This is a genomic window from Alteromonas confluentis (genome assembly GCF_001757105.1).
Taxonomy (GTDB): domain Bacteria; phylum Pseudomonadota; class Gammaproteobacteria; order Enterobacterales; family Alteromonadaceae; genus Alteromonas; species Alteromonas confluentis.
This window is the reverse complement of the sequence record NZ_MDHN01000029.1, coordinates 369,660-392,812: the sequence shown is the minus strand read 5'-3', so window position 1 is coordinate 392,812 and position 23,153 is coordinate 369,660. Positions and strand designations below refer to the sequence as shown.

Below are 23,153 nucleotides of genomic sequence, written 5' to 3'. Positions count from 1 at the left end.
CAATCACCTTGAATTTATTTAAAAGAACATTCCCCCGAAAGGGGCGGGGGAATGTTAGTCTTGCTTTATGACAGATTAAGGGCTGACTAATTAAAAGTCTGCACCAACAGTCAGGGTTACGGTGCGTGGCGAGCCCGGGTAAACGCTGTTAGTGCCCACACCAATAATGTATTCGCGGTCCAGCAGGTTGTTTACGTTCAGGCGAACGTGCACTTCTTTAAGCTGCGGTGCAACGTCGGTGAAATCGGCACCAATGTAAGCATCAACCACTTCGTAAGCCGGCGCAGACGCGCTGTTTTCAAAGTTGATATAACGGTCACCAATGTGACGCAACGACAAACCTGAGCTCATGGCTTCGCCCATGTAATCCACTGCCAGTGAGTAGAAGGTTTCTGGTCCACCATAAACCTGATTACCCGCTACGATACCTGAATTGGCATCCAGACCGGCATCACCGGTGCCCAAGTATTCAGAGTCGTCAAAGGTATAAGAACCGGATACACGCAGGGCGCTGGTTAACTGATAAGACGCCAGCACTTCCACACCGCGGCTCTTCTGACCACCGGCGTTGATGTATGAGCCGTCGACTTCTTCCTTATAGTCGATGCCTTCCAGCACGTTGGTATCGAGCTGAACGATACGGTTTTCAAACTTGATGTCGTAGAACGTTACCGCCGCTTTGAAATCGCGGTTGTTGAAACGGAAACCCACTTCGATGTTGTCGGAGGTTTCAGGATCGATGGTGCCAAGCTCGTTGTTCGACAGACCAGAATCGATGATTCCCGGCGTGATCGACTTGTAGTTTTCAGAGTAACCGGCGAACACTTCCAGACCCTCTACCGGAGTAGTGTAAGTTGCACCGACATATAGCAGCGGATCAGAAGTGTTATCCAGTTCTGCCGTGCGGTCGTCGTTGTAGAAATGGTCTACGGTGGTGTCTACCTGGAACTGCTTCACACCAATGCTGGCCGCTAACGGACCGACTTCCAGATTTTCCTGAACGTAGTACATCAACTCTTTGGTGTTGGCTTCTGTTTTGTACTGTACCCAGTATGGCGTGCTGCTGAATTCCACGCTGGTTTGCGGGTTATTGATCAGGTGCCACTGACGGGTCACATCGGCATCGTAGTTTTCATACCAGAAACCGGCTCGCAGGGTGTGCGCCACATCGCCGGTGGTGAAATCGTAAGTTGCATCGCCGGTCAGACCATAGCGGCGGTTTGAGTAGTTCGAGGTACGGTAAGAGCTTACCGGCTCCACGTTGCCTGCATAACATTCCGGGTCCTGTGCGGCGCTCAGACCAAAGCGGCCAGTACAGCTGCTCATTACTGAACCAGGCGTGGTGGTACCGGCATTCACGAAGTAAATATCGTCACCGTTGTAATCGCCGTACAGGGTGTCGCCAGATAATTCTGCGTCCAGTGTGCCGTCGCCGTCTACATCAGTGACATAAGGCGGGATCCAGTCGCCACGGCCATCCATGCGATGGAAGTAAGCCGAGGTGTTAAACGCGAAATCGCCGAAATCTTTGTCTAGCTTCAGGCTGTAGAATTTGTTGTCACGCAGGGCGCGCCAACCGTTACGGTTGTTTTCATCGAGGCTTGGCAAACCCGTCCAGTTTGCGTGCAGCGCATCATGACGCGGGTTCTCGGCGTATTGTTCCAGCGAAATATACTCGTACTCATTTTCGTTGGAATCGTTGAACGTAGCGAAGGCGGTAATGTTGTAGCCGTTGTAAGCGGTGATGAGCTTACCAGTGAGGTAGTCTTTCTCGGTTGTCGCAGCATTATCCCACACGTCTTTGTTTTCAGACGAAGAGCCGCTGATGAAGAAGTAGGTATCCTGGGCGACTTCGCCAGAGTCGTAGCGGAAGCGGTACTTACTGGCATCCTGATCACCGGCCATGTAGTACACGCTGATGTTTTCTTCTGCCATAGGGTCGGTGGTGATAAAGTTAAGTGTACCGCCCAGTGCTTCGTTGGAACGTGAACTGATGTCGGCTGTACCCTGACTCACCTCAACGGTTTCAAGATCGAACACGTCGATGAATTTGTTGGCTTTACTGCCGCCTCCGTAGCCTGAACCGCCGTTAGGCATGCCGTCGAGGGTGGTACCAATCTGACCATTGTTGGTGTTAAAACCACGCATGCGGATGTTGGTCATCCAGTCGGAAGAACCAAAGGTATCGGCTTCCTGCACGATTACGCCCGGCAGCTCCTGCACTACGGTGTTCACCGAGGCGTTAGCCGGACGACGGGAAATCATATCCATAGAAACGGTATTTGAAGCAAACGTTTGCTTCTGACCAATAACGACAATCTCTTCAGTCTGCTGTTTTTGTTTTTCTGTTTCAGCTTCCTGTGCAACAACCGTGGCGCTGGCCATGGCAAGCATGAGTGGTGAAAGGGCAAAGCAGCTAAGCTTTTTCATTTCGATTCCTTGTGTGTGGTTTTCTGTGTGATTTCTTTTTGAGGTCGGAAAGGCACTACCCGACGTTGTGACGGCAGTCAGACTAGGGCTGAAATATGACAGTTTGTGTGAATTGGTGTGACATTTTGTGGATTTGTGTGGTTTTGTGCTTGAGCCAAAACGCGAAGCAGATATACTTGCGCCATCATTATCCCGGAGCGTTATTCATGACAGACAGGCAAACGGCAATGCTGGAATTGGTGGAATTACACCGTTCTATGTCGGTATCAGAGCTTTCCAAACAGTTTGCCGTTTCGGAAGAAACCATCCGTCGGGACATCAAACAGTTGGAGTCTGCGGGGCGAGTGGAAAAGATCCACGGTGGCGTACGCTTACCCGCTACCCAGCTTGAGCCGCCTTACTGGCAACGGGTAAATCGCAGTGCAGAAGTGAAAAAGCGTATAGGCCTGAAAGCCGCCGAGCAGGTACAGGACGGCATGACGGTATTCATCGACAGCGGCACGACCAGTTACTGGCTGGCGAAGGCACTAACCAGCCAGAAAAACCTCACTGTGACCACCAATTCACTGGAAGTGGCGGCAGAGCTCGCTGGCAGGCCAGATTGCAAACTGGTGATAGTGGGCGGTGTGGTGGATATGGATTATCGAGCCGCCTTCGGCGTTGAAGCCATCTCCCAGGCGAGTCGTTATGTGCCTGATATTCTGTTTCTCTCTGCTGGTGGTGTAAGTGCAGACGGGGGATGGCTGGACTTCAGTCATGACGAGGCTGATTTTAAACGGGCACTGCTGCCGCTGGCACGCAAAAAAGTGGTGGTGACTGACTCTTCAAAATTCGAAGCACCAGGCACTGTGCAGTTTGCTGCACTGGGTGATGTGGATGTGCTTATCAGCGAACAGCAACCCGCGCCGCCTTTAGCTGCCGCGTTGCAAAAAGCCGGCGTTGCGGTGGATTACGCGCCTCAATAAATTGTTCATATTTCATTGTTAGACTGCAAACCTCTATTTCCCAGCAGGTTTGCAGGCTATGTCTGAATGCAGTGTTGCATCATCAAAGCGCGAGCGGTTTCTGTTTGTGCTTAGCGCTGCCATCGCTGCCTTTTCTACCTACTTCTGCATGTATGCCTTCCGCAAACCCTTTGCGGTGGCGAGCTATGAGCAGGCGGACGCCCTGTTCGGACTGGATTTCAAAAGCGCCCTGATCATCGCTCAGGTGCTGGGCTACGCGCTGTCAAAATTTATCGGAATCCGGGTCATTGCTGAGATGACCGCTGCGAACCGGGGCAAAGCTATTCTGCTGCTGGTGATGGCCTCGGAGCTGGCGCTGATTGCTTTTGCTGCACTGCCTGGTGACTGGAAGCTGCTCGGTCTGTTCTTCAACGGGCTGCCACTTGGGATGATCTGGGGATTGGTGTTTAGCTATCTGGAAGGGCGGCGCACCACAGAAATTCTGGCCGCTATCCTGTCGGTGAGTTTTATCATCTCCACCGGAGTGGTGAAATCTGCCGGGCTGTTTCTGATGCTGGAAATGGGCGTCAGCGAATACTGGATGCCGGCGGCCACCGGCGCTTTGTTTACTCTGCCCCTGTTTTTATCGGTTCGCTGGCTATCGGCAACGCCACCGCCCTCGGCGCAGGATATCAGTGAGCGACGGGTGCGCGAGCCAATGACACGTCGTGACCGGCTGGTGCTGTTAAATCAGTACTTTACCGGACTGACCTGTCTGATTATTGCCTACATGTTGCTGTCTGCCATTCGTGATTTCAGCGATAACTTTGCTGCTGAAATCTGGCAACATCTGGGCTATGGCGATGCGCCGGGAGTCTTCGCCATGTCCTCGCTGTATGCTTCTCTCGTCGTGCTGGTGCTCATCGGCTGCGTGATGTGGATAAAGCAGCACTTTCGCGCGCTAATGGTGAATCATCTCATGGTGGTGGCGGGCTTTGCCGGTATGGGATTAAGCGCGTTACTGTACCAGCAGCACATCATTTCCGGCCTGAGCTGGATGATTTTTCTGACCATCAGCATTTATCTGGCGTACGTGCCTTTTAACTGCATAATCTTTGAAAGGCTGGTGAGCCTGATGAATGTGCGTGCCAACGCCGGCTTTCTGATTTATGTGGCAGACGCCACCGGTTATGCCGGTGGCGTTGCAATTCTGCTGTTTAAAAGCGGCTTTGACGGTGACATGAGCTGGACCCGTTTTCTCGTCGACAGTGCTTACTTTGTGTCGGTATCCGGCATGGCGCTGGTGCTGGCAGCAGCATTCTACTTTCGCCGCCGGTTTATTCACTCGCTGCAATCAGCCCATCAAGAATTTCCACGACTTTCTTAAACTGTATTTTTGAGGCTAACTGCCGTAGCGCTTTGGCTTCTTTGGCCGGAATAGTATGGGTTTCACTGATGGCGTCCAGCTTTGAATTAAAGCCAGACAAATAGCCAATTTCCGCCATTGAACGCAACGATACATACTGGTTTTTACCTGCCGGTGGTAGTGTCGATTCTGGCGTTTCAGTTTCTTGTGGTAGTTCCGGTTTTTGTTCGTAAACCCACTGAATTCCCAGCCAGTGACCCACTTTGTCCAGCAGGTCGGGAATGAGGAACGGTTTGGTCAGATAGTCGCTATGGAACTGCTGGGCGTTGTCGTCTGCATCCAGTTCCCGCACGTTGGCCGAGATAATAATGATTGGAATTTTATTCTGCGCCTGGCGAATCATCCGCGCCACTTCCCAGCCGCTGATTTCCGGCATTTTAAGATCCAGCAGCAACAGGTCAGCTTCGCCCTGCATTACGCTGACAATGCCGTGTTTAGCCGACTCTGCTTTGATCACATTGAAGCCAAGGGGCGTTAGAATATCGGCCAGTAAATCCCGCTGACCCACTTCGTCATCAATGGTGATGATGGTCTTGCGCTCACCTTCATAACCATAAATTTTCTTCTCATCGAGAATCACTTCCCGGTTTTCGCTGGACAGGCGAGGCAACATCAGGCTTAAACGGAATTTGCTGCCTTTTTCCGGTTCGCTAGTCACGCTAATTTCACCGCCCATGAGTTCGGCCAGTGCTCGGGAAATGGTGAGGCCAAGACCGGTTCCGGCAACGGTCGTTTCGGTACCGGCTACCCGCTCGAAAGGATGAAAAATGGTCTCAAGATCTTTCTTCGCAATACCCGTCCCCGTGTCTTCAACCGTAAAATGGGCCACTTCGTTGCGGTACGTCACCGTGAAATTTACGCTGCCCTGACTGGTGAACTTAATCGCGTTGGAAATCAGATTTATCAGAATTTGTCGCAGGCGTTGTTTGTCGCCAGACACCATTGCGGGCAGATTTTTGGTGAAGCTACAGTTAAACTCCAGGCCCTTCGACGAAGCTTGCTGCTCGAACATATTCACCATCTGTTCAAGAAAGCTGTGTAGCTGAATATCTTCTTTGTGTACCGACAGACGTCCTGCTTCAATTTTCGAGACCTCGAGCACGCCCTCAATCAGGTCGCCCAGGTGCTCGCAGTTGCGGCGCATGGTGTTAAGCGGCCCCTGTATACGGGTAGGTAACTGGTCGTCTTTAAACAGCAACTGGGAATAGCCCAGCAGCACGTTAAGCGGCGTACGCAGTTCATGACTGAGACCTGCAAGATAACGACTCTTGGCTTTGTTGGCGGACTCGGCCTCTTCTTTCGCTATCTGATATGCGGTGGCGGTTTTTTCATGGGCGGCCACCTCGGTGGCCAGCGCCATGGTCTGGGAACGCAGCTCCCGCAGCGCGGAGTTATTACTGATTTTAGCCAGGGTAAACAGCCAACTCACCACGCCGATGATGATGAGCAGGAAGAAAAAGACTTTATAAAGGGAGTCCCGTTGAATTTCCCGCAGCTCCAGCGATTCCGGCGGGATCTGAAAATAAATCAGCGACAGAATGGCGGCTGAAATCAGGCTCAGCACCATGGTGAGTGTAAGACTAAGCGCAATAGGCGAGGTCAGCACTTCAATGGTTTTCGTACTGAAACGGTTGCGGAAATATGCCAGCGCCTGCGCCGACAAGGTCGCGCCGGGGCGGCACTGATCATTACAGCGCACATCCAGGCTACAGCACAGCGAACAGATGGGTTGCTGATACGCCGGGCAAAAGCTCATGTCTTCACGGTCGAAAGTGTGTTCGCAAATGCAGCAAGCTTGTTGGTCGCCCTCAAGATGCGCATGGGTTTGGTTGGGCACCAAATAATACTTGCCCCGTGTCATGTAGCCTATAAGTGGAACGGTAATAAAGGGCAGAAAGAAGGCGATAAACGACCCCATCGCCACACCATATTCACCTAATAAGCCGAAATGCGCACCGAAGCCTACCAGCGAGGCAAAGAACATCGAGAAAGTCCCTACAGGGTTGATGTCGTATAGCTTGGAGCGTTTGAACTCGACGATGGGAGGACTGAATCCCAACGGCTTATTTATCAACAAATCGGCCGCCACCGAACTCAGCCAGGACAGCACGAGTACGGAGTAAATCTGCAGCATTTCTTTGATGGTCTGGTAAATCCCAAGCTCCATGAGAAGCAGGGCAATCAGAATGTTGAAGATCATCCACACCACCCGGCCGGGGTGATTGTGGGTAATGCGGCTGAAAAAGTTCGACCACGCTAGCGAACCGGCGTAGGCATTGGCCACGTTAATTTTGAGCTGTGAGATGATCACGAAAGCCGTGGCGATGACCACACTGGCGGTTGTGTTGTTAAAAATGTACCCAAACGCCACCTGATACATGTGGGCCGGATCTGATGCTAAATCTCGGGTGACGCCTTGTTTCAGCGCCAGATAGGCCAGAAACGAGCCGAGGAACAGTTTACCCGCACCGAAAATAATCCAGCCCGGACCAGCCATAATGAGTGCGAACCACCATTTGTGTGCGCCTTCGTTCTTCGGCTTCGGCGGAAGAAATCGCAGTACGTCTACCTGCTCACCAATCTGCGCTACCAGCGACAGCAGGACGGCGGACGCCGCGCCGAACATAAAGATATTAAACGTACCCGGCGACACTTCAGCATCGCCGGTGAAGTTTACCCATTCACGCAGGCTGGAATCCGGATGGTTAAACACATAAAGCAGCGGAATGAGCTGCAGCACAATCCAGACTGGCTGGGTCCACACCTGAAACCGGCTGATGTAGGTAATACCGTGGGTCACCAGCGGCATCACCACCAGCGCACTCAGGGCATAGCCGAGATACAGCGGCAGCCCGAACAGCAGCTCCAGCGCCATACTCATGATGGCGGCTTCCAGGGCGAAAAAGATAAACGTGAATGAGGCGTAAATCAGCGAGGCGATGGTAGAGCCGATATAACCGAAACCCGCTCCCCGGCTCAGCAGGTCGATATCGACACCGTATTTTGCCGCGTAATAGCTGATTGGCGTGCCGCTGATAAAGATAACGAAAACCAGCGCAAGTATTGCCCAGGCGGCGTTTGTGAAGCCATAGTTTAAAGTTATAGCCCCCCCAATTGCTTCGAGCACCATGAACGACACAATGCCCAATGCGGTATTGGCAATTCGCGAGTAAGACCATTTTCGGGCACGGATGGCAGTGAATCGCAGGGCGAAGTCTTCCATCATCTCGTTGGCAACGAGTTTATTGTAGATCCGGCGGCCGGTAGTTATTTTCGGAGTAGGCTGCATAAAGGTTTCTGGCCCGGTTTATGGCGATAAATAAGCATTCAGGTGCCGCGCAGAAATCGTCAGCGAAGCGTTGTACAAAATCATACTCGTAGTTTGGCATTTACAGTATGGGAATAACGCGAGTATCAACTACGTAATTTAACTCATTTTTTTCTTTGAAGTCTCACCATACCATTTAGCCATAGGTATAAGGTATGACGCCAATCAGCAGCTTCTTACGATTTGCTCACCTTCCACAATCTCGCGTCGAGATGACACAAAACGCCAATAATAAAACGCCGGAACAACTTGAAGGACATCACATGAAACTAAAAAAACTGACACTGGCTGCGGCCCTTATTGCCAGTTCACTCGCATCCTCAGTCACGTTCGCAAAAGACGACGATACCATCAAAGTGGGTGTGCTGCATTCTCTTACCGGCACTATGGCCATTAGTGAAACCACACTGAAAGACACAGTTCTGATGATGGTGGATGAGCAGAACAAGAAAGGCGGTCTGCTGGGCAAGAAGATTGAAGCGGTAGTGGTTGACCCGGCGTCAAACTGGCCTCTGTTTGCAGAAAAAGCCCGAGAGTTGTTGGTGCAGGAAGATGTGGACGTGATCTTTGGCGGCTGGACGTCGGTTTCCCGTAAATCGGTTCTGCCGGTTGTGGAAGAGCTGAACGGCATGATGTTCTACCCGGTACAGTATGAAGGTGAAGAATCCTCGAAAAACGTGTTTTACACCGGCGCGGCGCCAAACCAGCAGGCCATTCCTGCGGTTGATTACCTGATGAATGACATCGGCGCAGAGCGTTGGGTACTGCTGGGTACCGATTATGTTTACCCTCGTACCACCAACAAAATTCTTGAAGCGTACCTCAAAGCCAACGGCGTTGAAGACAAAGACATCATGATTCAGTACACGCCGTTTGGTCATTCAGATTGGCAGAACATTGTATCTGACGTGAAGAAGTTCGGTTCCACCGGCAAGAAAACGGCAGTGGTATCTACCATTAACGGCGACGCCAACGTGCCGTTCTACAAAGAGCTGGGTAATCAGGGCATTTCGGCTGAAGACATTCCGGTAGTGGCGTTCTCGGTAGGTGAAGAAGAGCTGTCTGGTTTCGATACGTCACCACTGGTGGGTCATCTGGCGGCATGGAATTACTTCCAGAGCATTTATACCGATGAGAACGATGCCTTTATTGCCAAGTGGAAAGCATTCATCGGCGACGAAGACCGAGTAACGAACGACCCAATGGAAGCCACCTATATCGGCTTCAACATGTGGGCAAAAGCGGTAGAGCAAACTGGCACCACCGACGTAGACACCGTTTCTGACGCATTGATTGGTATGGCAACGCCTAACCTAACTGGCGGTATTGCTGTGATGAACCCGAATCATCACCTGTCTAAGCCCGTATTTATCGGTGAAATTCAGGATGATGGCCAGGTTGAAGTGGTCTGGGAAACGCCGGGAACCGTGCGCGGTGACGCCTGGTCCGACTATCTCGAAACCTCTAAAAACCTGATGTCTGACTGGAGTGCACCCATGAACTGCGGCAGCTACGACGTGGTTAAAGGTGCCTGTACCGGCGCCAAATAATCCCTGCTCTGGCAACCGGGGCTGGCTCCCGGTTGCGCTGAACGAATCGGTTATCAGTTAGCAAATCAAACTCGCAGTGGTAACCCCATCCATTTCGTATTAGCGAAGGAATCTTCATGGTTAAGCCTTTCCTGGCCTTGTTCTTTGTTCTGTCTTTTCTGGGAATGGCGTTTAACGTCGGTGCCGAAGAGCAGAGCTTTGAAGAGCTGGTCGCCGAACTCCCCGATACCAATTTCAAAACCCTGCCTGCCTTGCTCGATAAATTTGCTGAGCAAGACGACCCGCGCACGGCAATCTTGCTGACTAATCTGCTGGGTGGAGACGTGTATTATCATCCACGCTCTCAACAAGTGATCACCATGACGAAAGTGCAGGGTGAACGCCAATTTATCGATGTATTAACCAGTGAAGTCATTGCAGAACCGTCGGGTGTTCGCCTGCGTAAAGTGCGCGTGAACAACAGCGTGCGTAGTCATATTCGTCAGTTGCAAGCACAGCAAAATATCAGCGACAGCAACCCTGATGTGCGCTTGAAAGCCGTGAAGAATCTGCTTTCTGATGTCGATCAGATTTCCCCTCAGCTACTAGCGAATCGTTTGCAGAAAGAGCAGGACAGCGACATACATGCGTTGCTGTCGGCAATCGCCGCGCTGCATGAACTCGATAGCGGTGATGAATCTAAGCAACTCGATGCGATTAATACCCTTCGTGGTAATTTGCAGCCAGACGTGCGCATTGCGTTAATGCAACTGCAGCAACGGGATGCGTTGCCAGAAACCGTGCGCGATGCACTAAACTCTACCCTGGCGGGTATTGAAACACAGCGCAAATGGTATGGCTGGGCAGAGAATATTTTCTTTGGCGTGAGCATGGGCTCGGTGCTGTTACTGGCGGCCATTGGTCTTGCCATCACCTTTGGGGTAATGGGCGTGATCAACATGGCCCACGGCGAAATGATCATGCTGGGTGCGTACACCACTTACGTTATTCAACAAGCCTTTCCGGGTTTAATTGAATACTCTCTGCTGATGGCGGTGCCTGCGGCCTTTCTGGTTTCCGGGTTCGTGGGCATTGTCATCGAGCGGAGCGTTATTCAGTTTTTGAAAGGGCGTCCGCTGGAAACCCTGCTGGCCACTTTCGGCATCAGCCTTATTCTGCAGCAATTGGTGAGAACCGTGTTTTCACCACTGAACCGCCAGGTGGCAGCACCGGAATGGATGAGCGGCTCATTGCAAATCAACCCGGTGTTCTCGGTTACCTATAACCGTCTGTACATCATTCTATTTTCTCTCACCGTGTTTTTCGCGCTGATGATTTTCCTGAAGAAATCGTCACTGGGTCTGCATGTTCGCGCCGTTGCACAAAACCGCGATATGGCCCGTGCACTTAGTGTGAAAAGCAATTGGGTGGATGCCGCAACCTTCGGTTTGGGTTCTGGTATTGCCGGTGTGGCTGGCGTGGTGCTGAGTCAGCTGACCAACGTGGGTCCGAATCTGGGACAGTCGTACATCATCGATTCCTTCCTGGTGGTGGTGTTTGGTGGCGTAGCGAGTTTGTGGGGCACGCTGGTATCAGCAATGACATTGGGCATTGTGAACAAATTCCTGGAGCCGGTCACCGGTCCGGTACTGGCCACTATTATTGTGTTGGTGGGATTAGTGTTCTTTATCCAGAAACGTCCTATGGGCCTGTTCCCGCAGAAAGGGAGAGCTGAATAATGTTAGCGAAATTAATGCGGCTGAGCAGCGTGCAGCGGGTGGTTTCCATCCTCGCTATTGTAGGTATCTACGTGATCCTGGCGAATACCCTGTTCCCGGAAGGTTCGTTCTTCCATGTGAGCAGTTACTCGGTGAACCTGTTGGGTAAATACCTGTGTTACGCATTGCTCGCACTGGCGCTGGATTTGGTGTGGGGCTACTGCGGTATTTTAAGTCTTGGTCACGGTGCTTTCTTTGCGCTGGGCGGTTATGCCATGGGCATGTACCTCATGCGTCAGATTGGTGATCGCGGTGTGTACGGTAACCCTGAACTACCAGACTTTATGGTGTTTCTGAACTGGGACAGTCTGCCGTGGTTCTGGCAGGGTTCCGACAGCTTTGTGTGGATGATTGCCATGGTGGTGCTGGCGCCGGGTCTGCTGGCTTATGTGTTCGGCGCTATGGCGTTCCGTTCCCGGGTGAGCGGCGTGTATCTGTCTATCATGACTCAAGCCATGACCTACGCGCTGATGCTGGCGTTCTTCCGCAACGAAATGGGCTTCGGCGGTAACAACGGCATGACCGATTTTAAAGACATTCTTGGTTTCTCGCTGCAATCGGATACCACCCGTTTAGTGCTGTTCGGTTTGACGGTGGTGATCCTGGCTGCGGCCTATTACCTGTGCGACCGCATTGTGACCTGCAAGGCCGGTAAAATCATTACCGCTATCCGCGATTCCGAAAGCCGTGTGCGTTTCGTGGGTTACAACTCCGCGTCGTACAAGGTCTTTCTGTTTACCTTCTCTGCCGTGCTGGCCGGTATTGCCGGTGCGCTGTATGTGCCGCAGGTAGGCATTATCAATCCTGGCGAGTTCTCACCAATAAACTCTATCGAAATCGTCATTTGGGTAGCTATTGGTGGTCGCGGCACGCTTTACGGCGCCATTATTGGCGCGGTGGTAGTGAGCTTTGCCAAAACCCGTCTGACCGGCATCATGCCAGAAGCCTGGTTGTTCGCATTGGGCGGTTTGTTCGTGCTGGTCACCCTGCTGTTACCTAAAGGGCTAGTGGGATTATTCGATAAACGTTTCCCTGCGAAGAAAAACACCACAGCACAGGAGAACGCCGCATGAGACCCGCTATGATGACACCGGAACAGACCGGCCCGGATACCCGTCATGGCATGATCCTGTACATGGAAAACGTGAGTGTGAGCTTCGACGGTTTCAAAGCGCTGAACGACCTGAACCTGTATATCAAAGAAGGCGAACTGCGCTGCCTGATTGGTGCCAACGGTGCGGGTAAAACCACGCTGATGGATGTGATCACCGGCAAAACCCGCCCGGACACCGGCACGGTAAGTTATGGTCAGCAGTTCAACCTGCTGCAGCACAACGAAGAACAGATTTCACGCTTAGGTATTGGCCGTAAATTCCAGAAACCCACCGTATTTGAAGCGCTAAGCGTAAAAGATAACCTGTACCTGAGTCTTAAAATGGACAAAGGTATTTGGACTTCCCTGTGGCACAACCTGAGCGGCGAGCAGAAAGATGATATCGACCGCATTCTGCACACCATTGGTTTAACAGAACATCGTGATCGTCCGGCATCGGTGCTTTCTCATGGTCAGAAGCAGTGGCTGGAAATCGGCATGTTACTGGCAGCGAAACCCAAGCTGTTGCTGGTGGACGAACCGGTAGCCGGTATGACGGTGTCGGAAGCCGAACGTACTGCAGAACTGCTTACCTCGCTGGCCGGTGAACACTCAGTAGTGGTAGTGGAACACGACATGGGCTTTGTACGTTCTATCGCCCGCACGGTAACTGTGCTCCATCAAGGTAGCGTGTTGGCAGAAGGCACCATGGATGCCATCCAGAGCGATCCGGAAGTGAAAAAGGTGTATCTGGGGGAAGAAGGCAATGCTTAATATTTCTCAGCTGAACCAGCGTTACGGCGGCAGTCACATTCTTTGGGATGTAGATATGAACATCGCTCAAGGCTCCCGTACCTGTATCATGGGCCGTAACGGCGTAGGTAAAACTACCTTGCTGAAATGCCTGATGGGTCTGCTGCCATCGGCCAGCGGCTCCATTACCATTAACGATCAGGACGTGACCAAAAGCAGCATCGAGACCCGGGCCAACATTGGCGTGGGCTATGTACCGCAGGGACGGCATATTTTCGGTCAGCTTACCGTTGAGGAAAATCTTAAGGTGTCGCTGAACTGCAAACGTCAGAAATCCCGCACTATCCCGGAAGAAGTGTTTGAGTACTTTCCGGTGCTAAAAGAAATGCTGCAGCGACGCGGTGGTGATTTGTCTGGTGGTCAGCAGCAACAGCTTGCTATTGCCCGGGCATTGGTGCTTAATCCGAACATGCTGATCCTGGATGAACCCAACGAGGGCATTCAGCCCAATATCGTACAGCTCATTCGTGATGTGCTGCTGCGACTGAATAAAGAAAAAAACATGACCATTGTGCTGGTGGAGCAGAAGTTGCCATTTGCCCGTGCCGTCGGTGAGGAATTCTATCTGATGGAACGGGGCAAGGTTGTTTCTTATGGCGAAATGCCAGCGCTTACTGATGAACTGGTGAAACAGTATCTGTCTGTTTAGGAATTAATGACTACAGCAATACCTCAGGTTGCGGCCGCTTATGAACACTGGTTGGCCCGCCTCGACATGACCTTTAAAGCCAGGCAGGGCAAAACCCGTCTGGTGGACACCAAACGGGAAGGCCCGCTGAGCGTTCAGCGCGCCTTTTATCCTGAGCGCAGTGGCGCAGCCCATCTTTATCTTCTGCATCCGCCCGCTGGCATTGTGTCTGGTGATGAACTCAACATTGCTGCGAACCTTGATACCGACTGTGAAGTGCTGCTTACCACGCCGGGTGCCAACCGTTTTTACCGCGCCCGTGACGCCGTGGGTATTGCCAGCAAACAAAGCCAGCACAATCGCTTTTATGTGCAGGATAACGCCCGGCTGGAATATCTGCCTCACGAAACCCTGGTGTACGCCAACGCCAACGCGTTCAGCACCACGGACATTTTCGTGGAAGGCAACGCCAGCTTTGTGGGCTGGGACATTGCCTGCCTTGGTCTGCCGCACATTCAGCAGCCTTTCGACAAAGGCCGTTTTACGCAAACCTTAAGCCTGTACCACAACGGACGCATCCGCTTCCATGACCGCCTTGCGGTAGAAGCGCAGGACGACATGTGTCGCTCGCGTATCGGTCTTGCCGGTCATCACGTGGTGGGCAACATGGTGCTGTTCAATGGCGAACATGCTGCTTCAACGGCCATGGCAAAACAACTGGTGGAGCTTGCCCGCAACGCCTCAGAAGCGGAGCATGAAAACGGTGAGCTGGCCATTACACAATTACAGGGCGTGGTGATTACCCGCTACCTCGGTGACGACAGTGAAGCCTGCCGGGAATGTTTCGCCCGCATATGGGCGGCAACCCGGCCGCTGATGTCTGGCAGAGACGCGGTGCCACCGCGGATCTGGTACACCTAACCGCATTTTCAGGAGAGAACGTTGGAACTATTACCCAGAGAAAAGGATAAGCTGCTGTTATTCACGGCAGGTCTGCTGGCCGAGCGGCGTTTGAACCGCGGCCTGAAACTGAATTATCCGGAAGCCGTAGCGTACATTTCCTTAGAAATTCTTGAAGGCGCCCGGGACGGTAAAACCGTGGCAGAGCTGATGGATTACGGACGCACCGTGCTCACCGCCGAGCAGGTCATGGAAGGCGTACCGGAAATGATCCACGACGTTCAGGTGGAAGCCACGTTCCCCGACGGTACCAAGCTGGTTACCGTTCATGACCCCATCGTGTAAGCAAGGAGGCATCATGATCCCCGGCGAATTTATTACCGACGAAGGCGACATTGAATTAAACGCGGGTTTACCGGTGACGAAGATCACCGTGGTGAACAGCGGCGACCGTCCCATTCAGGTGGGCTCTCATTACCATTTTTATGAAGTGAATCCGGCGCTGCAGTTCGACCGCGCAGCCACTAAAGGCCAGCGTCTCGATATTACAGCCGGTACAGCGGTGCGCTTTGAGCCCGGCCAGAAACGCAATGTAGAACTGGTGCCGTTTGGTGGCACAAAAACTATATACGGATTCCGCGGTGACGTAATGGGCACCCTGTCAGACGAAGAGGACGCAACCGATGGCAAAGATTGATCGACACGCCTACGCCCACATGTTCGGGCCTACCACCGGCGACCGCGTACGTTTGGCCGATACTGACCTGATCATTGAAGTAGAAAAAGATTACACCCGCTACGGCGACGAAGTGAAATTCGGCGGTGGCAAAGTAATTCGTGACGGCATGGGGCAGGGCCAGTTCAGCTGTGAAGAAACCCCAGACTTAGTGATCACCAACGCCTTAATTCTCGATTACTGGGGCATCGTGAAAGCTGACGTGGCGGTGAACAACGGCCGTATTGCTGCCATCGGTAAAGCCGGTAACCCTGACGTGCAGGACGGCGTGGATATTCTGATTGGTCCGGGTACGGAAATTATTGCCGGTGAGGGTAAAATCCTTACCGCTGGCGGCATCGACGCCCACATTCACTACATTTGTCCGCAGCAGGTGGAAGAAGCATTGATGTCCGGCGTGACCACCATGATTGGCGGCGGCACGGGGCCGGCAACAGGCACCAACGCGACTACGTGTACACCAGGGCCGTGGAACATCGCCAAAATGATGCAGGCCACCCAGGACATGCCGATGAATTTCGGTTTCCTTGGTAAAGGTAACGCCAGCCTGCCAAAAGCCCTGGAAGAACAGATTGAAGCCGGTGTGTGCGGCCTGAAACTGCACGAAGATTGGGGCACCACGCCTGCGTCTATTGATAACTGTCTGGCGGTAGCCGACCGTTATGACGTGCAGATTGCCATTCATACCGATACCCTGAACGAAGCCGGTTTCCTCGAAGATACCCTGGGCGCGTTCAAAGGCCGTACTATCCACACCTATCACACCGAAGGTGCCGGTGGTGGTCACTCGCCGGACATTATCCGTGCCTGTGGCGAGGCCAATGTGCTGCCGTCGTCCACTAACCCCACACGGCCTTACACGGTTAATACCATCGATGAACACTTAGACATGTTGATGGTGTGTCACCATCTCGACCCGTCTATTCCAGAAGACGTAGCCTTTGCCGATTCCCGTATCCGCAAGGAAAGTATTGCTGCTGAGGACATTCTGCAGGACTTAGGCGCTATCAGCATGATTGCGTCAGACAGTCAGGCCATGGGCCGGGTAGGCGAGATGATTTGTCGTACGTGGCAGACTGCCCACAAAATGAAAGTGCAGCGCGGGCCATTGCCGGAAGATTCCGAGCGCAACGATAACTATCGCGCCCGTCGCTACGTGGCCAAGTACACCATTAACCCGGCTATCAGCCACGGCGTGTCTGAGGAAGTGGGTTCGGTGGAAGTGGGGAAAATGGCCGATTTGGTGCTGTGGAAACCAGCGTTTTTCGGCATTAAACCCAGCCTTATTCTGAAGTCCGGCTTTATTGCTGCTGCGCCCATGGGCGATGCCAATGCCTCTATTCCCACGCCACAGCCGGTGTATTACCGCCCTATGTTCGGCAGTTTTGGCAGTGCAGCGTCGCAGATTTCGGTGACGTTTGTGTCGCAGGCATCGCTGGACAATAACATTGGTGAACAGTACGGCATTCGCCGCCAGCTGATTGCCTGTAAGAACACCCGCAACATTACCAAGAATGATATGAAGCTGAACGACTGGCAGCCGGATATTACCGTGGACCCACAGACTTATGAAGTGCGCGCCAATGGCGAGTTGCTTACCTGTGAACCCATGGAAGTATTACCGCTGGCCCAGCGTTACAGCCTGTTTTAAGAGAGTTTTATGCTGACATTTCAGGAACGCCTGAACCATTATCACGGCGATATCGACGATACGGTAACGCTGGATTTCGACACCCGCCAGAAAGCGCGGATCAAAACTGTTACCGATGGCGGCAGTGACATCGGCATCTTTATTGAGCGCGGCAAGCCGCTGCTGGTAGACGAATGCCTGAAAAGTACCTGTGGCAAAGTGATTCAGGTAAAAGGCGCGAAAGAGCCTGTTACTACCGCCAGTACCGACGACTGGCTAACGTTTTCCAAAGTGTGTTATCACCTGGGCAATCGTCACACCCGCTTGCAGGTGGGGGAGCGCTGGCTGCGTTTCCAGCCCGACCACGTGCTGAGTGAGCTGGCGACCCTGTACGGACTCGCGCTGGATCATACCCCGGCGGTATTCGATCCGGAGAGCGGTGCGTATCAGGTGGGGGGACATTCTCATGGCCACTCGCACGACCACGATCATTCACACGGGCGCGGTCACTCGCACTCTCACGACCACGCTCACAGTCACTCCCATGGGCATGACCATGACTGATCTCAGTGCCCTGCAATCAGCACGACTGCTTCAGCTTTGCAGCGCGAACCTGCCGGTGGGTGGTTTCTCGTTTTCGCAGGGGCTGGAACAGGCGGTTGAGCGGGGCTGGGTGAATTCAGCGGCTGCGCTGGAAGAATGGCTCACTGTACTGTTGAAAAGCAGTGTGGCCCATGCCGACGTGCCCATGCTGAAATTGCAGTATGAAGCCATCAGTAATAACGCTGCCGATGACTTTGAACATCGCGATGCCTGGATTGCAGCGACTCGCGAAAGCGAAGAAATCCTGCTGGCTGAACAGGCCATGGGCAAAGCGTTAAAACGCCTGCTGAAAAATCTCGCCGACAAGCCAGAAGGCTCTGCTGCTGACTGGGTGCTAACCCGCAATGCAGACTGCTTTATCAGTCAGTTCGCGCTGGCCGCCCATTTGTTCGGTCTGGATTTACCAGCCTGTCTCAGCGGTTACGTGTGGACGCTGCTGGACAATCAGGTGGCAGCGGGCACCAAACTTATTCCACTTGGCCAGACCGATGGCCAGAACTTGTTGTTTCGTCTTACTCGCAATATCGCCGATACGTTGGATATTGCAGCCCAGGTTGCGCCGGAGAATATCGGTCAGTCCATGCCGTCAATGGCCATGGCGAGCGCCTGGCACGAACAGCAATATTCAAGACTATTTCGATCATAGACGTCGATCATAAGGACTCAGAAACAATGCAAAAACAGACATTACGCGTAGGTGTTGGCGGCCCGGTTGGTTCAGGTAAAACTGCACTGCTGCGGGCATTGTGCTCGGCCATGCGTGAAAAATACAACATGGCAGTAGTCACCAACGATATCTACACCCACGAAGATGCCCAGTTTCTTACCCGTCACGGCGCGCTGGAAGAAGATCGCATCATCGGTGTGGAAACCGGCGGTTGTCCGCATACAGCAATCCGTGAAGATGCCTCAATGAACCTGGCGGCCATTGACGAGCTGCAGTCGCGCCATGCGGATCTCGACTTTGTGCTGGTGGAAAGTGGCGGCGATAACCTGAGCGCTACTTTCAGTCCGGAACTGTCTGATCTCACCTTGTATGTGATTGATGTGTCGGCTGGTGATAAGATCCCCCGTAAAGGCGGCCCGGGTATCACTAAATCCGACCTGCTGATCATAAACAAAACCGACATCGCCGACATGGTTGGCGCGTCACTGGAAGTAATGGATCGCGACTCTCGCAAGATGCGCGGCGACAAACCATTTGTATTTACCAACCTGAAAGCCGGTGAAGGTCTTGACGACATCATCCGGTTTATTGAGGTTGAAGGTATGCTGGTTAAATAAATAAGGACACACACCATGAAGAAAATTTCTGCGCTATTTGCATCTCTGTTCACCGCGTCGGCGTTTGCCCACGATGACAAACTGCTGAACCCGACGTTCCACGAATTCTATCACGCCCTGTTTTACGGCTTGCTGGCTGCGCTGGTGGTTTGCGCCGGTGTTTACGGCCTGAAACGTCTGAGCAAGAAAAAAGACTGATCTCGGCTACATGCCCGGCAAAGAACGCAAAAAACCAAACGCCCGGCCTGCATAGTCGGGCGTTTTTGTTTGTGTTGCCGGCGCTAGCTAAATAGCTAAGCACCGTACATGGCTAGACGCTTCGTATCGCGCTGTATAAATAAGCCCAGTCAGAACTGATACATCACCGAGGCGCGCAGGGTGCGAGGCTCAATCAGGTGATAATGCAGGCCTTCGATTTCAGCGTCTGCAGGGTCAGACTGCAAACGCGATGCGTAGTAATAGTCGATATCGTGGGCATCGGAGTCGGTGAGGTTGAGTACGTCAAGCTGGAAGGTCCAGTCGTTAACGCGGTAGCCCGCACGTAGATTCACGATGGTGCTGTTATCAGAACTTACCGAGCCATCTTCAATGAGCGGGCGACTGCCAAAATAGCGTGCTCGCAAGCTGCCGAACAGGCCGCTGTCTAAATCCACTGATACACCAGTTTGCAATACGTTTTTAATTGCGCCGGGAATGTCATTCCCCTCCGGCGCATCGTCGGTGAACTCCGCATCGGTGTAGGCGTATTCGAAGTCGAACATCCAATCTGGCGCGAAGCGATAGTACAACGCCAGTTCTGCGCCTTTGCGTTTTGATGCCCGGCTGGCTTCGGTGTTACCGGCATCTCCAACAAATAGCAGCTCACTGTCGAGTTTTAACTGCCACAACGAGAACGACAGGTTGAGTTTTTCGTTAACGAAACCGCGTAAACCTGCTTCAACCCCGGTAGAGCGTACTAGTGGATCTACCTGTTCAACGGTTTCTCCGGTTCCCGGGTCAACATTAATGGTGGTGCCACGGGCGTCGTTAGAGTGAAGCCCCTGACCGGCCGACAGATAGGTTTCCCAGTTATCGTTCACGGTGTAAACCACGCTGCCTTTCAATGACGTCATGTTGTCGTCGTTACTGCCACTGTTGGTGGATAAATCTACGCCATTCGTATTCACGCCGAGGCGATCTTTCACATCAAAGTCAAAGTAATCATTGCGCAGACCAATTACCGTGCGCAAGTCTGACGACCAGTGAATGGTACTTTCCACAAAAGCGCCAATGCTGGTTTCTGTAACGCTGTCGCTACGAATCGCACCGAGGCGTTCGCGGGCGGCAGTGTGATACAAACCCACTTCGTCGATATCGTCGATGCGCAGTTCGCCGCCCACACGGGTGGAGGCGTCGTGCCCGAAAATTTTGTGCTCAAACGTGTAGGCCGCATTACCGCCATAAATTGTGCGGTCGTCCACCTGTTCGAACTGGTCGCCGTTTACTGGATCGTCAAGGAAGTAGGTGAAGTTCGACCACAGGTTTATGGAGTAGGACATCACATAAGCGTTGGCAGTAAAATTACCGCTGCTATATTCCGTGCTCAAACTATAGCGATCAGACTCGCCGCCCACGGTGGTGTCGAGCGAGCCCAGCGCATCAATAATGCCTTCATCCACAGCGCGGCCGGGGATTTGGTCGGCGCTGTTCCAGCTGTTGTCGTAACCCATGAATGTCAGCTCAAAGTGGCCATCTTCCAGTTCATGGCTCCACTTTGCCAATACGTTGGTTTTATCCAGATCTTCTTCGATATCTGTCCAGGGGCCGTCGTAGGTGTTGCGCTCGGCGGCAACAAATAAGTTGTCTTTATCGCTTAAGGCAAGGCTGTCCATGGCCATAAAGCGCACATAGTTGTTCTCGCCTAAGATTGCACTTACCAAGCCTTTGTCGGTGTTGCTCAGGGTATGAAAGCTGGCGCTGCCTGCGCCGCTGAAATCACCCACATCGGCATAGCTTACGCCTTTTTGGTAACTCAACGATTGCACCACTTCAGGAATGATGAAGTTAAGATCGGTGTAGCCCTGGCCATGACCGTGGGTACGCATGTTTACCGGCATGCCGTCGACGAAAGTGGCAAAGTCAGTGCCGTGGTCGAGGTTGAAACCGCGAAGGAAATATTGGTTGGCTTTGCCTGTGCCCGAGTGTTGGGTCACCACCATGCCAGGCACAAACTCAAGAATTTCACCGGTGCGCAAAATAGGGCGAAGTTTAATGTCTTCTTTGCCGACAATGCCTTCAGAAGCCGTAGAAGCGCGGCCTAACAAGCTAGTGTCGCGACCAGAAATTTCAATATGTTCTATGTCACTGTCATTGCCGCTTTCTAGTTGCTCGTCGGCAGCCAAAACGAAGGTAGGTGCCTGTAACGACAATGAGGTAAGCAGGGCAAGATAACTGATTTTCATTTTTTTCCTTCGATTTTTTTAATGCTAAAACTACGTCAATTGCGCACTATCTGATAAATTCAATTCCCGTAGTATTGAGGTATTCCTTAAAACCGATAAGAGGTCGGTGTTCATGAAAAACTTCTGTCAGAATTTGTCAGCCTGGTTGGGCGGAAAAAAAGCCTCTGACTCACTTCCTGCTTTGGGTAGTCGAGAAATCGATGTACTCAAATTAGTATGGCAGCAGGGGGAGCTTAGTGCGCAGGAAATGGTGCTTTATTTTTCAGAGGAGCAACTTTCTCTGAGTACTATGCAAAGCACGCTCGAGCGCCTGCACAGAAAAAAGTTACTCAAAAGGCACAAAGTTGGTCGCGCATACGTATACACCGCAGCAGTGTCGCAAAGTGACATTGTTAGCCGCTTGATGGATGACATTGCGCAGCATCTTGGCAATGGCAATTCCGAAGTAATGATTAGCGGTTTTATGTCTTACATTGAGAACCAGGGCGACGACGCCACTCACCAATCAATGAAAACTCGGTTTAAAAAGGATTCTGGTACCCAAAAATAATGGCAATACTGACAGAGCTGTTCAGCTGGTTAATTCTTCTTGTACTCCTTTCCTGGTGCGTATCTGGTCTGTGGGCGGGCATAAAGCGGCCGGTGGAAAAGCTGGTGCCGTCGCTGCAAATTCACACCATGATGTTGTTGGTGGCAACCCCTGTTGTTGTCGCTACCTTCACCCTTTGGTTTTATCAATTTCCTGCTTTTTCAGATTGGCTGGTGCGCGACCATTGCCACGATGGTAACTGCAGTCCTCATTATCTTTACTTACCCGCATCGTTATCATTCAGCCATATTTTGCTGCTGCTAGGTGTTGTGGCTATTGCCACCGCCATTCTTATTGTTATTCGGACGGTGCGGCTTAATGCGCGCTATACCCGTGCGCTTAAATCATTTTCAAAGCGTGCCCCGGAAAGCTTGTATCGGGTGGTCGACAGCGAACAAGTCAGTGCCTGGTGTGCGGGTTTCTTTAGTCCGCAGGTGTACGTAACCAGTGGGCTGGTGGCGTCTGCATCGAAAGACGAACTGCATCTTATTGTTCTGCATGAGCTTAATCACGTCCGTAGGCTGGATAATTTGAAGCGCGCCTTGGCCAGTGTGCTGATGTGTTGCTGGCTGCCGCCGCTACGGCGCGCTTTTTCCAGTCAGCTGGCAAATGCGCTGGAAATTCGCAGTGATGTGTACGCAATGAAAACCGCTGACGAAAAAGACGTTGAAAAGTTGCCGGTGGATCTCTGTGCCCGTGATGCCACAACCAGTATTCATTCTGAAGGCCGCCGTGCCATTCTCGGCGCTTTACTTTCCAGGCCTGATGCGTCTATTTACGGTGCCGCCATGGTATATCTTGCAATGACGTTATGGTTATTTCTGCTGTTTGCTATTACCGTCAGACTGGCTCACCCGTTATTGGAATATTTACTACAGTAAACGACTGTCGATGATTAAAGTAATTGTAAATTTATGCGAAAAAGCCTGGTGCTTTGTTATTAGTCTATTATTTACAATGAGTTAGCTTAATCTACGCAATACTCCCCATATCGACCTATG

20 protein-coding genes are annotated in these 23,153 nt (G+C 52.2%); 17 read left to right on the top strand and 3 right to left on the bottom strand.

All coding sequences use genetic code 11. From position 1 onward, the window contains the following. Positions 1–90 precede the first annotated feature (90 nt). Positions 91–2,430, bottom strand: a complete 2,340-nt coding sequence (locus BFC18_RS13320) for a TonB-dependent receptor (RefSeq protein ID WP_070126034.1) — start codon at positions 2,428–2,430, stop codon at positions 91–93. A gap of 206 nt (positions 2,431–2,636) precedes the next feature. On the opposite strand from BFC18_RS13320, the gene BFC18_RS13315 reads away from it, so the two are divergent. Both BFC18_RS13315 and BFC18_RS13310 read left to right on the top strand, forming a co-directional pair. Beyond that, positions 2,637–3,395, top strand: coding sequence for a DeoR/GlpR family DNA-binding transcription regulator (locus tag BFC18_RS13315; RefSeq protein WP_170826604.1), 759 nt, complete (start codon positions 2,637–2,639; stop codon positions 3,393–3,395). Positions 3,396–3,453: 58 nt separating this feature from the next. Beyond that, entirely contained in the window at positions 3,454–4,761 is a 1,308-nt protein-coding gene (locus BFC18_RS13310) for a DUF5690 family protein (RefSeq protein WP_070126032.1), read from the top strand. Here the strand turns inward: BFC18_RS13310 and BFC18_RS13305 are convergent. Then, positions 4,712–8,089: an ATP-binding protein gene (locus BFC18_RS13305; RefSeq protein WP_070126031.1), complete on the bottom strand. Its 3,378-nt coding sequence runs from the start codon at positions 8,087–8,089 to the stop codon at positions 4,712–4,714. The two genes, BFC18_RS13310 and BFC18_RS13305, sit on opposite strands and share 50 nt — an antisense overlap. A 302-nt stretch (positions 8,090–8,391) precedes the next feature. Here BFC18_RS13305 and urtA point away from each other — a divergent pair, with 302 nt between their 5' ends. From urtA to BFC18_RS13240, 13 genes are all read left to right on the top strand, one after another. Then, positions 8,392–9,678, top strand: coding sequence for an urea ABC transporter substrate-binding protein (gene urtA / locus BFC18_RS13300; RefSeq protein WP_070126030.1), 1,287 nt, complete (start codon positions 8,392–8,394; stop codon positions 9,676–9,678). A 116-nt stretch (positions 9,679–9,794) separates the two neighbouring features. Continuing rightward, positions 9,795–11,396: an urea ABC transporter permease subunit UrtB gene (gene urtB / locus BFC18_RS13295; protein ID WP_070126029.1), complete on the top strand. Its 1,602-nt coding sequence runs from the start codon at positions 9,795–9,797 to the stop codon at positions 11,394–11,396. Beyond that, a complete protein-coding gene (gene urtC / locus BFC18_RS13290) occupies positions 11,396–12,508 on the top strand; it encodes an urea ABC transporter permease subunit UrtC (RefSeq protein WP_083273075.1) in 1,113 nt (370 codons plus the stop codon). Before urtB ends, urtC begins: the two co-directional genes overlap by 1 nt. After that, on the top strand, positions 12,505–13,302 hold the full coding sequence (gene urtD, locus BFC18_RS13285) for an urea ABC transporter ATP-binding protein UrtD (RefSeq protein WP_070126028.1): 798 nt from the start codon (positions 12,505–12,507) through the stop codon (positions 13,300–13,302). The genes urtC and urtD overlap by 4 nt, the downstream gene beginning before the upstream one ends. Next, complete coding sequence (urtE, locus tag BFC18_RS13280; RefSeq protein WP_070126027.1) at positions 13,295–13,990, top strand: urea ABC transporter ATP-binding subunit UrtE; 696 nt, start codon at positions 13,295–13,297, stop codon at positions 13,988–13,990. Before urtD ends, urtE begins: the two co-directional genes overlap by 8 nt. Positions 13,991–13,996: 6 nt before the next feature. Further along, on the top strand, positions 13,997–14,890 hold the full coding sequence (locus tag BFC18_RS13275) for an urease accessory protein UreD (protein ID WP_070126026.1): 894 nt from the start codon (positions 13,997–13,999) through the stop codon (positions 14,888–14,890). A 21-nt stretch (positions 14,891–14,911) separates the two neighbouring features. Next, positions 14,912–15,214 (top strand): urease subunit gamma, encoded by a 303-nt coding sequence (gene ureA / locus BFC18_RS13270; RefSeq protein ID WP_070126025.1) that lies wholly within the window; start codon positions 14,912–14,914, stop codon positions 15,212–15,214. A gap of 13 nt (positions 15,215–15,227) precedes the next feature. Further along, positions 15,228–15,566, top strand: a complete 339-nt coding sequence (locus BFC18_RS13265) for an urease subunit beta (RefSeq protein ID WP_070126024.1) — start codon at positions 15,228–15,230, stop codon at positions 15,564–15,566. After that, the gene (ureC, locus tag BFC18_RS13260; RefSeq protein ID WP_070126023.1) at positions 15,553–17,256 is read left to right on the top strand and encodes an urease subunit alpha; all 1,704 of its coding nucleotides are present in this window, start codon (positions 15,553–15,555) and stop codon (positions 17,254–17,256) included. The genes BFC18_RS13265 and ureC overlap by 14 nt, the downstream gene beginning before the upstream one ends. Before the next feature lie 9 nt (positions 17,257–17,265). Then, positions 17,266–17,799, top strand: a complete 534-nt coding sequence (gene ureE, locus BFC18_RS13255) for an urease accessory protein UreE (protein ID WP_070126022.1) — start codon at positions 17,266–17,268, stop codon at positions 17,797–17,799. Further along, entirely contained in the window at positions 17,792–18,484 is a 693-nt protein-coding gene (locus tag BFC18_RS13250; protein WP_245680384.1) for an urease accessory protein UreF, read from the top strand. The genes ureE and BFC18_RS13250 overlap by 8 nt, the downstream gene beginning before the upstream one ends. Before the next feature lie 26 nt (positions 18,485–18,510). Beyond that, a complete protein-coding gene (ureG, locus tag BFC18_RS13245; RefSeq protein ID WP_070126021.1) occupies positions 18,511–19,122 on the top strand; it encodes an urease accessory protein UreG in 612 nt (203 codons plus the stop codon). Positions 19,123–19,137: 15 nt separating this feature from the next. After that, complete coding sequence (locus BFC18_RS13240; RefSeq protein WP_070126020.1) at positions 19,138–19,320, top strand: hypothetical protein; 183 nt, start codon at positions 19,138–19,140, stop codon at positions 19,318–19,320. Positions 19,321–19,469: 149 nt separating this feature from the next. Here BFC18_RS13240 and BFC18_RS13235 read toward each other — a convergent pair whose 3' ends face one another. After that, complete coding sequence (locus tag BFC18_RS13235) at positions 19,470–21,563, bottom strand: TonB-dependent receptor (protein ID WP_070126019.1); 2,094 nt, start codon at positions 21,561–21,563, stop codon at positions 19,470–19,472. A 112-nt stretch (positions 21,564–21,675) separates the two neighbouring features. Here BFC18_RS13235 and BFC18_RS13230 point away from each other — a divergent pair, with 112 nt between their 5' ends. Beyond that, positions 21,676–22,113: a BlaI/MecI/CopY family transcriptional regulator gene (locus BFC18_RS13230; RefSeq protein ID WP_070126018.1), complete on the top strand. Its 438-nt coding sequence runs from the start codon at positions 21,676–21,678 to the stop codon at positions 22,111–22,113. Continuing rightward, positions 22,113–23,033 (top strand): M56 family metallopeptidase, encoded by a 921-nt coding sequence (locus BFC18_RS13225; protein WP_070126017.1) that lies wholly within the window; start codon positions 22,113–22,115, stop codon positions 23,031–23,033. The genes BFC18_RS13230 and BFC18_RS13225 overlap by 1 nt, the downstream gene beginning before the upstream one ends. Positions 23,034–23,153: the final 120 nt, after the last annotated feature.